Genomic DNA, 14988 nt, shown 5'->3' on the forward strand with positions numbered 1-14988 from the left:
CCTTGTGGCCGCCGTGCTCAAAGTTCGGGCGAGCGGATTACCAGCATCTTTTCGATTTGCATGTCGCGTAGTGTGTGCGGGACCCCGCCGACACCAAGGCCCGACTGCTTCAGTCCGGCGAAGGGCATCCAGTCCACGCGAAACGCCGTATGGTCGTTCACCATCACGGCAGAGGCATCCAGCCTTGCATAGGCCCGCATGATTGTGTCGAGGTTGCGCGCGAAGACCGCAGCTTGAAAGGAGTAGTCCAGCGAGTTGGCCCGCGTAAAGGCGTCTTCGATATCGTCGTAGGGATAGATGGCCACCACCGGACCGAAAATTTCCGCCGATGAGATTCGCACATCCGCGGGCGGGTCGAAGAGGACTGTCGGTGTGTAGCAGCTGTCGCTAAGTTTTTCGCCGCCGGCCAGTAATTCTGCTCCGGCATTGACCGCCTCACGGACCCAGTCCTGGACGCGGTCCACTTCGCCAGGGCGAATGAGCGGGCCGACATCACTCTCGGCATTGGTCGGATCGCCGACGGTCAGTTTCGATGCTTCCGCTCCAAGGCGCATGGCAAAGCCCCGCGCGATGTGGCGGTCGACGAAGACACGCTGCACCGATACGCAGACCTGACCGGCATGATAAAACCCGCCCTTTAAGATCGATTGCAGGGCTGTGTCCACATCGGCGTCCTGCGCCAGAATGACGGGCGCCGCGCCGCCGTGCTCCAAAGCGCAGCGTGTACCCGGGGCCAGTTTCGAGCGCAGATGCCAGCCGACCCGGGCGCTGCCGATGAAGCTGAAGAAACCGACGCGTGGATCCGTAACCAACGCTTCGGCCACGGCAACATCGTTAATTACCAAGGCACGGCACCAGTCCTGCGGCAACCCTGCTTCGTGAAGAATCTCTACGAACCGCAGGCAGGAGAGGGGGGTGTCCTCAGATGGTTTGACGATCACCGGACAGCCTGCCGCCACAGCCGGCGCCACCTGGTGTGCAATCAGGTTGAGCGGGTGATTGAAGGCACTGACGGCGACCACAACGCCAATCGGCTCATGCCGCGTCATCGCGATCCGGCCGCTTGACGCGGCGTTGACGTTCATCGGGATTACGTGCCCGGCATCACTGCGCAGAGTCTCGATACAAACATGCAGGCTGTCGATTGCGCGTGCCACCTCGACTCTGGAATCTACCAGCGGCTTACCGCCTTCCTGCGCCGCCTTAAGCGCGAGCGCTTCGGCTTCCCCGCTCATGATGTCGGCAGCACGGCGCAGGACCTCAATCCGATCGGACAACGCCAGCCATTGATCGCGGTCGCGGTACATAGCAGCTGCTCTGCTTAAAGCAACTTCGATTTCTGCCGGACCGGCCACTGCCAGACGGGCGATCTCGGACCCGTCGAAGGGCGCCGTCACGCTCAGTTCAGGCACGTTAGTTTCACGCGTCATTGTACAGCCGGCGATTCAAGCGCCGCTCCGGGTTCGTTATCCGGATAGATTTCGTTGATCGGTAGAGACCGCCCGTTGGCGCCGACCATGCGCGCGTGGAAACGGCGCAGACGGCGTGGTTCCGGCACACCGCAGGAATGAGCAATCACCTCGACTTCATGCACCATGTTTTTAATGTAGTGCTGGACCCTGACTGCCTTGTCCGCTGGGTCTAGACCCTTTTGGAGACGTGGATCGTGTGTCGTTATCCCCGTCGGGCAGGTGTTCTTGTTGCATTGGAGCGCCTGGATGCAGCCTAGCGCGAACATGAATCCCCGGGCGGAGGTGATGAAATCTGCACCAACACAGAGCGCCCACGCGACGTCGGCTGGCGTAATAAGCTTGCCCGAAACTATGACCTTAACCCGGTCACGCAGATTATGCGCCACCAACCGGTCGACCACCATGGGCAGGCTTTCGGAGATCGGCAGACCCACATAGTCCATCAGGCTGGATGGGGCTGCGCCGGTGCCACCGTCTGCGCTGTCGATGGTGATAAAGTCAGGCGCGGACTCCACGCCGCGTCGCTGAATTTCGGCACAGAGTGAATCCAGCCAGCCGTAGGCGCCGATCACTGCTTTGAAGCCGACTGGTTTTCCGGTCACCGAACGCACCTGCGCAATAAGATCGAGCAGTTGCCCCGGATTGTCGACTTCCGGATGGCGGTTTGGACTGATGGAATCCTGGCCGGCCGGAATGCCTCGGATCTTAGCGATTTCCGGGGTAACCTTGCCGCCGGGCAGGATGCCGCCTTTGCCCGGCTTTGCGCCCTGGCTCATCTTGATTTCGAACATCTTGACCTGGGAATGAGCGGCGACGTCACGCAATTTTTCGTCGCTGAGGCCTCCCTGTTCGTCACGCACGCCGTACTTGGCAGTGCCGATCTGGAATACGATATCGCAGCCTCCCTCCAGGTGATAGGGCGAGAGACCGCCTTCGCCGGTGTTCATCCAGGCACCGGCCTTGGCCGCGCCGTGTGACAGGGCTTTAACGGCGACTTGAGAAATCGCGCCGAAGCTCATGCCTGAAACATTGAAGAGGCTGCTGGTTGAATAGGGTTGCTTGCAGAAGGGGCCGATCGTCACCTCCGACGTTTCGCCGGCATCGCGCTCCAGAGTGGGAAAGGGGCAGTTGACGAACATGATCGTCCCGGTCGGTTTGAGGTCGCGGGTCGAACCAAAAGCAATCGTCGTATCGACGTTTTTGGCGGCGCGGTATACGTAGCTGCGCTGCTCCCGGTTGAAGGGCATCTCCTCCCGGTCCATGGCAAAAAAGTACTGCCGGAAGAAAGTTCCCACATGTTCGAAGAAATAACGGAACCGGCCGATGATTGGATAGTTTCGCCGGATCGCCTGCTTGGTCTGGCTCACATCCAGAACATAAAGCACGATAAGCGTTAGCACGCCGGCACCAACAGCGAAAATGAAGATCGCGGCAAGCGCCGTGAGTGCCTGAATCACAAATTCAGGAATCATCCCAGACATATAGCACTCCTCAAGAGCCTGATCGTTTTTGCCCGCATGAGCGAAAAACGTTACTCAGACTCACTCCCAAACAATAAGCGTGCGATTCACGCGCCTGACCCGTTCTGCCAAAAGCGATCGCACTCCAGAACCTGATTGATTTGCTTTGACTCTAGCTAAAGCGATCAGGTTACAGTTCCTCTTCCAACAAAATAGAGTGATTGTCTTTCACGATTTCGACAATCGGGAAAGATAACACTCCAGTCCCCGTTTTTGACCTCATGGAACCTTTATCTATGAGCTGCCCATCAGGCCGTGACAAAGATGGGGACGAATGGACGAAAACCGAAATTCCAATTTTTCATCGCTTTGATGCCCGTTACCTATTGTACGGCTGATACCGCGCGTAGCCTCACTTTTCGTGAAAGGCACTCGCGGTGAATTCGCGAAAAATTGAGAGATGCTTGGTGTTTTGTGAGGGTGATGTGGCTGCCGCGCCCGGTCTGTCGTTACAGGCCGTGGTTTGATTCCGTGATAATCTCGGCTCTCGCACCCCTTCAACGTGTTGCCGGATTGCTGCGTGGAACGAAACAAATTTTTTTAATTGAGTCCGCGTTTCGAGAGCGTCCACAAAATAAGAGGGAAGCAAATCTGCTTCCCTCCAACTTCTTATCTTCCGCGTTCGAACGAAATCTTGAACGATAACGGTGTTGCAATGTCAGCGACCTACCGCTGACACGTTCGAAAAGTCCGAACCTGTCAACAATAGGGCCTATTGCAAACGCGTGTAGAACTTAGTGAAGACCATGTCTTTTGTCGCACTTGCGATGTGACAGGCCGCACAAGCCTCGGCGGGAAGTGCCTTCGCTGTTTTGGCGAGCGGGGGCGCATGATGTCCGAAGTTGAAGTAACCCCAACCGTTGGTATCGGGGAAGCGTGCGCTGTCCTTTACCGCGACGTCGGCACCGTTAAACGCACCAGGGAAATAACCGCGGCCGGAAGCTTCGTTTGCCGATCCGTCTTCGTGATCGGACCGAAGAACCAGTTGAAGCTCCTTGTAAAAGATTGTGCCTTCGGGAAAGACACCGGTCTTCTTATAGATCTTGTAGGCGCTTGGCTGGATATAGACGTTGTGAAACTCGGGGAAGCCTGCCTCTCCGCCGTTCAAGGCATTCGGGGTCAGCGGGCTGCCAACATAAATCCACTCGTAATAGTTTTCTGGGCGCACAAGTTGGCCGTCAGCGGTGAATTGGGGTTTCTCGACCACCGTATCTCCGGCATCGGCATCGGCCGTGTTGATTACTTCGCAGGCCGCCAGCGCCAATGCGCCTAGGAGTGACGCGCCGATAAGCGAGAACTTTGCTTTCATCGTAAACACCTTCATTTCCTGAACTTATTTCGCCTGTTCTCGGACCCGACTCGGTCGAACGGACGATATTTCAAAGATAGTGGCTGCGGCATTTGGCCATAGAACCAGGCGTACAGATTTCTTGATCAGGCGTTCAGAAATGATTGAACCGGGTGTCTTCGTTCGTTTTCCGCGTCAATTACTAGCATGTGCATTCGCTATTTGCGGCGGGATGCGGTGCAAGTGTTCCGTAGTTTTGCGTAAACGCTTCGCTGTTGGCGATCGCCGGATTCCTGCACGCTTGATCCCGGAAACCAGTCCGTCAGGCGGTATGTGGCAAAGAGTTCATTTCCGCTACCGTGCGTATCGTGATGGATTCTGTAGGTCATGTTGTAGTTTTTCGACTCTGACCATTCGAATCCGACAAGCAGCCTTGCGGCATCCAGTTTCGCGGGAATCAGCAAACGGCTGTGGGTACCGAAGCGCAGGTCTAATTGATTGCGGAGGGCTTCAAAACCCTCTGCATCAAAATCAATGGGGTTTCGATATTCAATGCTGTTCAGCCGCAAGCTGTTTCCCACGCGGTGAAACTTCACGGACAGCCATTCGTGTCCACTGTTCCAACCGGCCTGACCGCGTTCCACGAAATCGCTGGAAAGCGGTCGTCCGTGACAATGGATCTGAGGCGTCTCGAGCGACCATTCCGCGTCCGGATAGATCTCCAGGAACTGCAGGCGTGTCATGCCCAATCGCAAACCGGCAATTTGAGGGCCCGAAGTGGAGTGATTGGTCTCGACCGGCGACGTCGCCCAGGAGGCATCCGGCATTGTCGCCGCCAACGCTACAGCGAGGCATGCCAGTGCCGAAAAGCCAGCGGAGAAGAGTATGCTGAGGCGCTTCATTCTTTGAGTAACTACCGAAATTGCAAAATCCTTTGCGCGATAAAGGGCGTCTGAGAACAAGCCTATTGCATTGCTTCAACAGAACCCATGAGCCCTCATTAAAGATAATGTGGTCGGCTCTCGTCGATAGCACCGGTCGTACAGATTTCTTGATTGCCCGTTCAGAAGTGGCGAAAGGGGTGTAACCGCCATATTTGTCCAGGGGCGTGGCTTAACCCGCGGAGATTCTCTGCAAGGCTTTCAGGGATCTCTCGGAGCGCTTTTTGATCTCGGCATCGCTCAGCGCGGGTATTGCACCGATAACGCGCCTGATCTGCAGATCACCGATTAGAAGGTTGATATACAACTCAACAGCATCCTTGACCGTGATCCCAGGGAACAGGTTCGACTTCTTTGCCCTCTGAAACACCTGTGCGATGAGGGGCACAATCGAGCTTCGTCCCGCCTCGGTCAGGGCTGCGCCGAGTTCGCCGCTTGGATCGGCCGCTGCCGCGCGGTTCAATGCGACCGCGCGCGACCCGACTACCAGGCTCAGTAGCTTGGGTCCAAGCACGCGCAACGTTTTTAGCGGTGCGCGCTCAATTCGCAATTCTTCCTCAAGCAAGGCATTAACATCCTGTGCGTTGCGTGCGACCATTGCCTTGAAGAGCCCCTGCTTGTCGCCATACCAGCGGTAAAGGGTTTCGTTCGATGCTTTCGCCAGTGTTGCGATACTCAGCATCGAGGTGCCTGCGTAGCCCTTTGTTTCAAGCAATTCGTAAGCTGCCTTTTCGATCTTTTCCTGACGGTCCGCCCGTGCAGAGCTGCGCATTCTCTTCTCCAAGTTTTGCTTGACTCTAACCGTACATGTAATTACGGATATGTCTAGACGTACATATGATTACGGATATAGCTTCCAGCTAAAAACGGAACTTGAGTCGCGCGCCGGACATTTTTTGGCAATCGCACAAACTTGGAGTTGGATATGTCCACTGCTCTCCGTCTTTCCGCCTTCACAGGTTTGATTTTGAGCGGCGCGATCTTCGGATTTTTCTATGCCTGGGTCTGCTCGACCATGTGGGGATTGGATGCCATAGACCCCAAAGTCGCCATTGCCGCGATGCAGGCGATGAATGCTTCTGTTCGCAATGCGGTCTTTGCACCTGCCTTCTTCGGCACGCCTGTTGTGCTGATTCTGACGGCTGTCCTGGCTTTTTGCGCTAAATGCCGTGATGTCTGTTGGCTTTTCGCGGCGGCGGGAGTGATCTATTTCGTCGGCGGCATGCTCTTGACCATGCTTGTCAACGTCCCGATGAACGAAGCTTTGGCTCTGCTCGAAATTCCCATCGACCCGGGTGCTGCAACCCGGATCTGGGAGAACTATTCACCAAGGTGGCAGATCTGGAACCAGGTCCGCACGTTCGCTTCGGGTCTCTCGCTTTGTTTTGCGGGTTATGGGGTCATGCGGTTGGGACGGGCAATTGGCTGATTCATTTCTCTAAAGTTTTGCCGTTGAATCCGGTTCGCTGGTGTTGGGTTTCCTATTCCCCCAAACGCCAGCGCTTTGTTCTGTATTGCCTTGGGCCGGGCTCTGAGGCACCAGGCGTTCGCCAAGCGCGTACCAGTCAAAGTTCCGGGTCGTGTACATGGCGGTTGCCAGCAGGATGAGGAGAAGAAGGCTTCCCATGAGCATTGCCTGGTCTTCCGCCTGCAGCGTGAAGAAGAGATAGCCGTATACGCCGGAAAGCAGTCCGCCGAGCAGAAGTCCGCGCATGCGGCTGGCGTTGATCTTGGCGGCGTAGAGTGTGACCAGAGCAACACAGGCCAAGGCCGCAAGGCCGAATGCGCTGGCGAAACCAATCACTTCCGCCAGGGAGACCTGCAGCAGAAAGAAGAGGGTGACGGCCGCGCCAACCATCAGATACTGCACCGCGTGCAGACGGCGTTTGCCCATGGCTTCGAAGACAAACAGCGTGCCGAAGGTGACGATAATGAAGAGCAGGCCGTACTTCGCCGAGCGTTCGCTCATCCGGTAAAAGTCTACCGGGTTCAGCAATCTGGTTGATACGGCGTTCCTGTGAATCTGCTGCACCAGGATCTTGGCGCCGTCGTTGTCGTCACGCAGGACCTGCGGCAGACCGCGTGCAAGATGAGAGATCTGCCATTGTGCTGAGAATCCATCATCGCGCACCTCGTTGGAGACGGGCAGTTGCGCACCGGAAAAGCTCGGGTGCGGCCAGTCGCCGGTTAATGCAAAGTTGCTTTCCCGTCCCAGGGGAATAAAGCCCAGTGCGCTGCTGCCCTTCAGTTTGACGTCGAAGGCGAAGTCGATCGGCGCGGATTGCGGCGCGAGTTTGGGCAGGGGGGCTTGAATCCAGTTCAGATCGCCGGGAAGACTCTGGTGCAATTTGTCACTGCGCACGTCGAACAGAAGCTCTTCATTGCCCCAAAGAAGCGTTGGTGCATTGGCGCTGCCGCGAAGATCGGAGAGATGAACAAGCAGCTTGGCTTGCGCCCAGTGCACGCGCGCTCCCTCTTCGATGGGGAGCGTTTCGGCTGCCGGGATCCGGAAGCTGCCCCGAGCCTTGGCATCCGCCGTGTAGAGCAGCGCTTCGTATATCCCGCGTTTGCGGGTCTGACTGGTGAGATCCGCCGTGATCTTTTGAGCGTCTGGCAGAATGTAAAGATTACGCCGGTGCCATCGGGTTTCATCGAGATATAGAGGTTTTTCCTCGGTGTAGTCCGGGCTTTTAACTTTGACCACATAAGATTCTTCGATAGGCAGCAGCAGGATCGGCCCGGCGAGGGTTTGCGCCCGACCCCAGCTTTCCCCCAGTTCGTGCGTGACCGACTTACTCAGGAAAGCACGCTCTGTAATCACCGAGCGCACATATTCGAGTGGGATCAGCATAATCACGACCATCAAACCCAGGAGCGCGATTTTAATCACCGCTGCGTGGTGCGAGAGGAAAGCTGTCGTTTTTTGCCCGTTATTCATAGCGGTGCCCCCTTAACGAAAATTGCGGCCATGCAGGCATTAATGCTTGGCCAAGGTCGATGGAGGTTGTTTTTGCGCCGGTTTGTGTCACGGACTGGGCGAGAGAGTGTCTGACGTGGGGTGCTTCTGTGGCCGTTATGATGGATCACGGACCGCTATCGAATGAAAGTAGCGGCGTCTATTGGGTTCGAGGCATTGGGCGAGTCTGAGTTCGAAACGCCCGGTAGTTGGATTGCATTACCGAAGAGGAAGCTCAAACTTCTGTCGCGAACTCCGTGAAGAATTCGCTTCGGGGCTGTGAGATCATCTGGTGTTTCAGACTACTTGTTTCGCCATGGCGCGTCGCTTGCGGGCGGTGGTGCGTCTATGGCAGACACCTCCTTCGTGCGAGCAAAGAGGAGAACCAGCAGGCAAACGATACCGATCAGCGGGATCATTGCGGCGAACGCAATGCCCTTGCCAAAGCCTGCGTCGACCGCGCGTCCGGCGACGCGTTGATAATAGAAGAAACTATAAAGGTAAAAAGCGATCGCCCCAACAGGCCCCGCCACGATACTCCTCGCCACCGTTGAGCCGGCCGCAAGCAGGCCGACCGCAGCCAAAAGACCGAGCGTCCAAAAGAGGAATTCGCGCTGCATCACGAGCCGGTTGCTCTTATAGACGGCGACAGCCAAAGCGATCAGAGCGAGGGGAGATAATACGATCATCCAGTGCCATAAGGCGAAACTACCCAAGCTGTCCTCTCACGGTTTTGACTTTCTCCAATGTCGGCGGCCCAGTTCGCCAACGCGCTATAATGAAGAATGCATCGGCGTCGTCAATCTCTTCGCTTGACGAGCGGTGAGTCCAGTAAGGACATAACGACCCAGCAGGTTCAGGAAGGCGCTGCGTTCGCGGGGATTGGCGCGCATGGTTCCGACTGCCTCTCTCAGCGTTTCCCTCTCCGTCGGCGGGCCGACCACCACGAGCATGACCATGCCGTATTGGCCGTGTCGGCGGCAGTGGAAGCCATAGAGTCCTTCACGTTCAAACGACAGGTTGGACTCGGGCTTGTGCGCGACCGCGACCGGCGGTACATCCTCCGGCCAGAGCTCGGGCACCGTGTGTACGGTATGGTCGCTGCGGCTGTTAAGAAACACCGGTTTATCGCCGGGAGATAGCCGCACGAGGTCTGGCTCGAAACGGAACATGCCGTGTGCGGCACTGGCATTGACGTTCGTGACCTGATCGCCCCTCGTTGTGCTCGTAGCTCTCGCGGCCGACATCGGACAACAGAGGATGGCCACGGCTACCTTCAGGGTATGACGCCGGGTCGTCGCTTTCGAGGTCGTGGAACTTTCCCGTCGCGTCATCTCCGATAGTCTTCGCAATCGTAACCAAGACAGTTAAGACCTTCCGAGAGATAGTCGGCCAGCAGCGGCGTGCCCAGAAGGTATTCGGCACTGTGCTCGTTGCGGGCACGCGCCGCCTCGGCGCGGACCTGCCGCCAATCGTCGGCGGAGACGCCGTCGCGGCCGAGCCACATCAGCGCCACCACGTCGATCTGCGCGTCCTCGTTCATGTCTTCGATGAAACTTTTCATCTCTTCGTAGATTGGGTCCGCGACGACGGCATCTCCCGCGCGCGCGTCCAGATCCTCCAGCACCTCGTCGTCAATCGGATGAGCACTGTCGCCAAGAACCGCCGGTTCCGCCTTCACGTCGTACTGATGGGCTTTGAGGATCAGGAAACAGACCGTCTCCGGATTGATTTCCAGCATCGCGCTTCCCTTTCTTTGCCGGCTGTGATGTGCTCGGGCTCAATGGTTACTGACCGAGAGAGGCAAAAGCGCACTACGCTCCCGAACTCCCGAGCTGGTGGAGATCTTGGAGGGGGCGGGGCAGGGGAACCATGACCTGCATCAAGTCGGCACGTCTTAGGGCAGGTTGAGGCGCGGGGGAATCAAGCAAAAACTGGAAAGGAATGGGACGTAGTTTGATCGATATCTGCGATAGATGGTTCGATGGTCGTGCGCTGTATCGGCGCTTGTTTCTACTTCAAGCCCGGGAGTTGCCGAGCGCCCGGGGCTTCGACCTGTAAGCACCGGGCGCTCTTTTCCAAAACTACAGCGTCTTCAGGTATTCAAGAAGCGCATTGAGCAACTCAGGATCATTCAGAAGTTCTTCGCTACCGTACTCGGGGCCTTCGTGGCCATCCTTCTTGTTGCCGTCCAGGCTCGTGTCCAGCTCGAAGCCGCCGGCGTCCTTGAAGCCCATGTTCTCGGCGTCGTATTCGCGGCTACCGACCATAAATTTTTCCGCGCGCATTCTGGCAGGCAGCAGCAACTCGCGCATGGTGCGGACGGAGCCATTGTGCAGGTACGGCGCGGTGGCCCAGATACCGTTCAGAGACCGGCCTTTGTAACAGGCTTCCTTCGTCGGATCGCATCCAGGACCGCTGTCCGGCTTGTCGAGATAGGCCGCGATGGCTTCTCTCGTCGGCACGCCTCTGATACTTCGTTTGGTCAGTTGCTGTTCTTTCCGGTTATCGGATGCCAGGCGTTCTTCGATTCTGCCGGCCTTAATGGCCTTCAATGTCGCGGGCAGGTCGAAGATCAACTCGTGGACGATCGTTCCGCCCACGGCGTAACTCAGCAGGTTGATGCCGTTGTCCTTCGGGTCCTTAAGTTTCTTCCCGTCGCTTAAGAGCCTGAGGTACTGAGCCGGTTTGCCTTCGAGCTTGCCTGTTTCGTTCATCCTGGTCGCAAAGTTCACAGCCATCCGCGGGTCGGTTCCGGTCTTGGCGACCGTCATCATCTTCGCCTTGAAGGGGATGCTGGCGCCGGCCGTATTGGTGGGTTTGTGGCAATCACGGCAGTACTGATCGAATGCCATGCGCCCCTTGTCCTGAATTTCCGGCCGCCTGTCGATTTCCCCCAGAATCGCTTCGGGCCACTGCGGCGATTTCAGCGTGGCGATCAGCCCCTCGAGTTCACCGAGCTTTCTGATATCGACCGATGTGCGGTTGCCGAAGGGCCTGGCGTACTGGAGAGCGCCGAACACGCCCAGTACTTCGCCGATGTTGCGCGCCAGGGCGCCGGTGCCTTCGTTCTCGACACTGCCGTTCCATTGAACCCGGTCGTAGTGCGGCGTATCCCACAGGAAGGGGTAGCTGACCGGAGCGTCCGCGGGATGGTGGTTGTTGGGTAGATCGAGCGGTACTGCGGCCACCTCGTTAAAGATGGCACCGATGGCGTCCAAACGTCCGAAACCGTAGGGATGCTGTCCCTTGTTGCGGGCATTCCAGGCTCGCCTGATTTCCGTGACCTGTTCGAGCCGGCCTTTCAGGCTTCGCTTTCGGAAGCTGCTGGCCCGCACGTCCTGCTTTGCCAGAACGGCCGCCGCAAAGCGGTCGAACTTCGCGCTGTCGGCGGCGGTCGCATCCAAGGCATCGACCAGTGAGTCCGCAAAGCCCTCGAAGTCTCCCAGCGTCGGTCCGCCGTCGATCAGTATCCGTTGCGTCTCTCCGCCAGCGGTCACTTCGATCTGATTTGTGTGGCAGGCGGCGCAGGTAATTCCCAGCCATGACTTCGATATCGCGTAGTAGGGTTTTCTTCTCCGCGTCACGTCTTTGGTAAAGCCGATCGGCAGGCCGTCCGGATTTAGGTCCGTCGGCTTCTGCGGAAGGTACCGCAATCCATCCATATGCCCGCCGTCCCGGAACAGGGTGGTGCTGTCCGCCTGCTCCAGGAACAGAAACCAGTCGTAGGGAATGATCAGGGAACCCTGCGCCGTGAACCAGAACCTCTGTTGCTCCTCTGCGTCCCAGTTTTGGCAGAGCGTTACTTCACCGTTCCAGGCCCCGTCGAAGCTCTGCGGCGTGCAGCTCTGTGCCTTGGCATGGGAAGACGCGACGACGGTCAGTGTTGCTGCCGCCAATGCCGCAAGTAGAAATCTAGCCATTTCAGTGTTCCCCTATATGTATTTTCGAGAAACGAGTTTGGTGTGAAGAAAAAGAGAAAAGGTGGACGTTAATGCGATTTCGGCGCGGGTGGGTAAGACTGGAATATGCATCTCCAACATCTGTTACGAACCAACAGCCATCGGTAAGTTTGCACAAGCGTTGAAAGCGCGCGCTTCGTGAGGAAATGCGCCTATAGCTAGTATAAGTCAATCTGATTTGTAAGTCATCAAATGAAATTGTGAGGCCGACGCCAACGCTCCCTGGGAGCCCAATGGTGTAGAGCGGCTCTTTGTGCGTAAACCCTCCGAATAGGGCAGTGCAGACTTTCGACGAATGCGAGGAGGAGGTTCGAGTGAAGCTTCGCATGCTTGTGCACTGGGTTGGTGAATTCCATGTTGATTTCGCGCGCAAAACGGGACCTGACCTCGTTTCTACATACTGACGCCGCTGGTCTTCCTGACGCTGCTCTCAAGCTTCGAACTGCTCTCCGGTGTTGCGCTGCTGGCGGGTGTCTTCGTGCGGGCTCTGAGCTTCACCTATGCCTTCCTGCTCTGGACCTTCGTGATCGCATTGCCGGTGGTCACGGTGTCCGGACTGGAGACAGAAGTCAGCTCCCACTTCTCACCGGCGCTGCTGGTGCAGATCCGCGACATCGGCCTGTCGGGGATGTGCTTCATCCTCTTCGCCCTGGGCTCGGGCTCCTATTCCGTTGACCAGCGCTTCCTGAACCGGGGCATGGCACCGGAGCAGGCGAACTGGAACAACTTCGGTCTGCTGTTGCGGCTGTCGGTGGCGGCTGTGTTCATCGTCGGCGGTTTCTTCGCGGGCTATGGCCACATCAAGAGCTTCGTCGACATCCCGATCCTTCTGGTGCTGATCGGCTTCGTCCTCGCCAGCGGCCACGCCACCCGTCTCGCCGCCATCGCCGCCTTCGCGGTGATCGCCTGGTACAGCGTGGGTAAGCTCAGCTTCGACGCGACCTTGTGGAACAACCTGAACGCCATCAAACGCGAGTTCGCCTTCCTGGCGGCCTGCTGGCTGATTTATGCCTATCAGGGCGGAAAGGCCTTTAGGCTGGATGGGCTGTTGAAGTCGCCAATGAACGCGATCTTAGGGAAGTCGCAGCAGGCGTAACGGCAAGAGAGATGCGGGCGGGCTTCGATGTGGGGGTCGGGGCCCGCTTGTTTTTTGCGAAAAGCAGTGCACACACGACGGGGCGTCGTCTTGTCTGACGACGATTACCTTGATCGCCTTTTCAGCCATTTTCTTCGATAGAGACACAAGCCAACCGCGCCAAGGAGCGATAAGACCGCCCACCAGATGTAGGGCTCGCGGATAACGAAGCCCGTCTCAACCCCTGGCCGCCAATCGACGGCGATGGACCATGTAGACGCTGTCACGATGAGCGAAACAAAACACGCGATATTTATAAGTGTCAGAGTAATGGCAATGTCCCAACTTTTAGAATGTAAATTGGCGTAATTAGAATAGGGCAGCAATCCAGATTCGGGCCATTGATCGTTACCCTAAATGTCAGCCGCCGCAGGTCGTCGCGCGGACACGGTCGAAGTGGCGGTTGGCGAGGTCGTCTTTATTGATCCAGAACTCAGCCTCGCCCATATCGCAGAACATGAAGTTGACGCCCGGGTCGCTGATGAGCTGGAGAAGAAGAACCTCTTCGCGATCAACTGGATTGGCCTGTTGTGCAGAGTGTGCATTGCCCAACATCTGGTGCGATACGCGGTTTGGGTACCCCGGAGATCGTTGGTACCGGTTTGGCAAAAATTCTTTTGCGTAGGCCTGCAGATAAAATTTCGGGATGTATGCGGTTAAGTCGGGGCGTTGCGCTATGTATTGAATGGCGCTGATCAGTCCCTTTGCATAAAGAGATCCGACGTTTGTACCGATTTGACGATGGTCATGATGGCGGAGCGCACGCATCCAGTCAGTGAAGCGGCGCTGTTGCCCGGCGTCAGGTTGTGTGAGCAGGCCGGCGGCCTTGGCAACCGCGGCCCATCTGACCGCGTCTTGGCGAAGCGTATTGTATGCGGCGATGAGCGCATCATCCGCGTCGCGGACCCGGCGCGCGGACTCTGCCGACCAAGTGGCGACGATTCGAGCCACGCGATCGATCATCAGCCATAGCTGTGGGAAGGGGGGATCGAAGGCGGCGGCGGGCAGCGTATCCGAGTCCTTATCTTTGGGGCCGACGTCCATCAACTGGCTGGAATCCACGTAGGATACCTTTTCGGGTAGAGGTGGTAGGCCGGTGGCTCTGTCTGCTTCGGCGCTGCGGGCCTGGTCAATGGCGGTCTGGTATTCCCGAAATGGGTTGTCCAAATAGTGATGACCCGGGAACGCGGAGGCATCGGGCCAGGAGTCGATACTAAAGAAACCGACAGGCCATTTGGGATAGCTGCAATAAACGGGATCGCTGGGGAGTACGAAGTTCTTTTCGAACGCTGACCAGCCACCTTGTATTTTCGGCAGGTCGGAAGGGGCGGGAGTCGACGTCTCGGCTGCGTCCGGAACAAAGAGCACTCGGCAGGCGTCATGAAGCGGTTCGTTGTCCCAATCCATGTCTTCATCGATTTTTGCAAAAAAGAATAGCAAGCCGCTGTCCGGGAGTAGCCCTTGGCTGGAGGGCAATTCGGCGCAGTAGATCTGCGCTAGGAAATGAAGTGGAACCCCTGAAGATGTGCGGGGCCATTCAAGCGACTGCGGAAGCTTCGGAGTACCACCCAGGTAGCTGTGCCCTTTATGCGCGCTGGTGAGCGGGTAGGGCCGGTGGAGCATGATTGCGGGTTCGCAATTCCGCGCCATCACAGTGTATATCTCATTCTTATCCATGGCTTAGAGGATAGAACGACGATTATGAAGAACTCGT

13 protein-coding genes are annotated in these 14988 nt (G+C 57.2%); 2 read left to right on the forward strand and 11 right to left on the reverse strand.

The window, feature by feature from the left end:
- Positions 1 to 17 precede the first annotated feature (17 nt).
- The 5 genes from QMZ18_RS15410 to QMZ18_RS15430 all read right to left on the reverse strand — a co-directional run bounded on the left by QMZ18_RS15410 (position 18) and on the right by QMZ18_RS15430 (position 5993).
- Positions 18 to 1430, reverse strand: coding sequence for an aldehyde dehydrogenase family protein (locus QMZ18_RS15410; protein ID WP_282607199.1), 1413 nt, complete (start codon positions 1428 to 1430; stop codon positions 18 to 20).
- Positions 1427 to 2953 carry an FMN-binding glutamate synthase family protein gene (locus QMZ18_RS15415; RefSeq protein WP_282607200.1) on the reverse strand — a complete coding sequence of 509 codons (1527 nt, stop codon included), beginning with the start codon at positions 2951 to 2953 and terminating at the stop codon, positions 1427 to 1429. Before QMZ18_RS15415 ends, QMZ18_RS15410 begins: the two co-directional genes overlap by 4 nt.
- Before the next feature lie 751 nt (positions 2954 to 3704).
- Positions 3705 to 4301: a cytochrome P460 family protein gene (locus tag QMZ18_RS15420; protein WP_282607392.1), complete on the reverse strand. Its 597-nt coding sequence runs from the start codon at positions 4299 to 4301 to the stop codon at positions 3705 to 3707.
- A gap of 197 nt (positions 4302 to 4498) precedes the next feature.
- A complete protein-coding gene (locus QMZ18_RS15425) occupies positions 4499 to 5182 on the reverse strand; it encodes a hypothetical protein (protein ID WP_282607201.1) in 684 nt (227 codons plus the stop codon).
- 211 nt (positions 5183 to 5393) lie between these two features.
- The gene (locus QMZ18_RS15430) at positions 5394 to 5993 is read right to left on the reverse strand and encodes a TetR/AcrR family transcriptional regulator (protein WP_282607202.1); all 600 of its coding nucleotides are present in this window, start codon (positions 5991 to 5993) and stop codon (positions 5394 to 5396) included.
- Between the two features lie 153 nt (positions 5994 to 6146).
- Here QMZ18_RS15430 and QMZ18_RS15435 point away from each other — a divergent pair, with 153 nt between their 5' ends.
- Positions 6147 to 6650: a DUF1772 domain-containing protein gene (locus QMZ18_RS15435; protein WP_282607203.1), complete on the forward strand. Its 504-nt coding sequence runs from the start codon at positions 6147 to 6149 to the stop codon at positions 6648 to 6650.
- Between the two features lie 9 nt (positions 6651 to 6659).
- Here QMZ18_RS15435 and creD read toward each other — a convergent pair whose 3' ends face one another.
- The 5 genes from creD to QMZ18_RS15460 form a co-directional block, all read right to left on the reverse strand.
- A complete protein-coding gene (creD, locus tag QMZ18_RS15440) occupies positions 6660 to 8159 on the reverse strand; it encodes a cell envelope integrity protein CreD (RefSeq protein WP_282607204.1) in 1500 nt (499 codons plus the stop codon).
- 320 nt (positions 8160 to 8479) lie between these two features.
- Entirely contained in the window at positions 8480 to 8893 is a 414-nt protein-coding gene (locus tag QMZ18_RS15445; RefSeq protein WP_282607205.1) for a hypothetical protein, read from the reverse strand.
- A 57-nt stretch (positions 8894 to 8950) separates the two neighbouring features.
- Positions 8951 to 9529: a plastocyanin/azurin family copper-binding protein gene (locus QMZ18_RS15450; RefSeq protein WP_282607206.1), complete on the reverse strand. Its 579-nt coding sequence runs from the start codon at positions 9527 to 9529 to the stop codon at positions 8951 to 8953.
- Positions 9508 to 9918 (reverse strand): DUF3775 domain-containing protein, encoded by a 411-nt coding sequence (locus tag QMZ18_RS15455; RefSeq protein WP_282607207.1) that lies wholly within the window; start codon positions 9916 to 9918, stop codon positions 9508 to 9510. Before QMZ18_RS15455 ends, QMZ18_RS15450 begins: the two co-directional genes overlap by 22 nt.
- 343 nt (positions 9919 to 10261) lie before the next feature.
- The gene (locus QMZ18_RS15460) at positions 10262 to 12100 is read right to left on the reverse strand and encodes a di-heme-cytochrome C peroxidase (RefSeq protein WP_282607208.1); all 1839 of its coding nucleotides are present in this window, start codon (positions 12098 to 12100) and stop codon (positions 10262 to 10264) included.
- 517 nt (positions 12101 to 12617) lie between these two features.
- Between QMZ18_RS15460 and QMZ18_RS15465 the strand changes: the two genes are divergently transcribed.
- Complete coding sequence (locus QMZ18_RS15465) at positions 12618 to 13235, forward strand: hypothetical protein (protein ID WP_282607209.1); 618 nt, start codon at positions 12618 to 12620, stop codon at positions 13233 to 13235.
- 399 nt (positions 13236 to 13634) lie between these two features.
- Here the strand turns inward: QMZ18_RS15465 and QMZ18_RS15470 are convergent, their stop codons facing one another.
- On the reverse strand, positions 13635 to 14924 hold the full coding sequence (locus QMZ18_RS15470) for a DUF1963 domain-containing protein (RefSeq protein ID WP_282607393.1): 1290 nt from the start codon (positions 14922 to 14924) through the stop codon (positions 13635 to 13637).
- Positions 14925 to 14988: the final 64 nt, after the last annotated feature.

This window comes from Pelagibius sp. Alg239-R121, from assembly GCF_947331435.1.
In the GTDB taxonomy this organism is placed as follows: Bacteria; Pseudomonadota; Alphaproteobacteria; order Kiloniellales; family Kiloniellaceae; genus Denitrobaculum.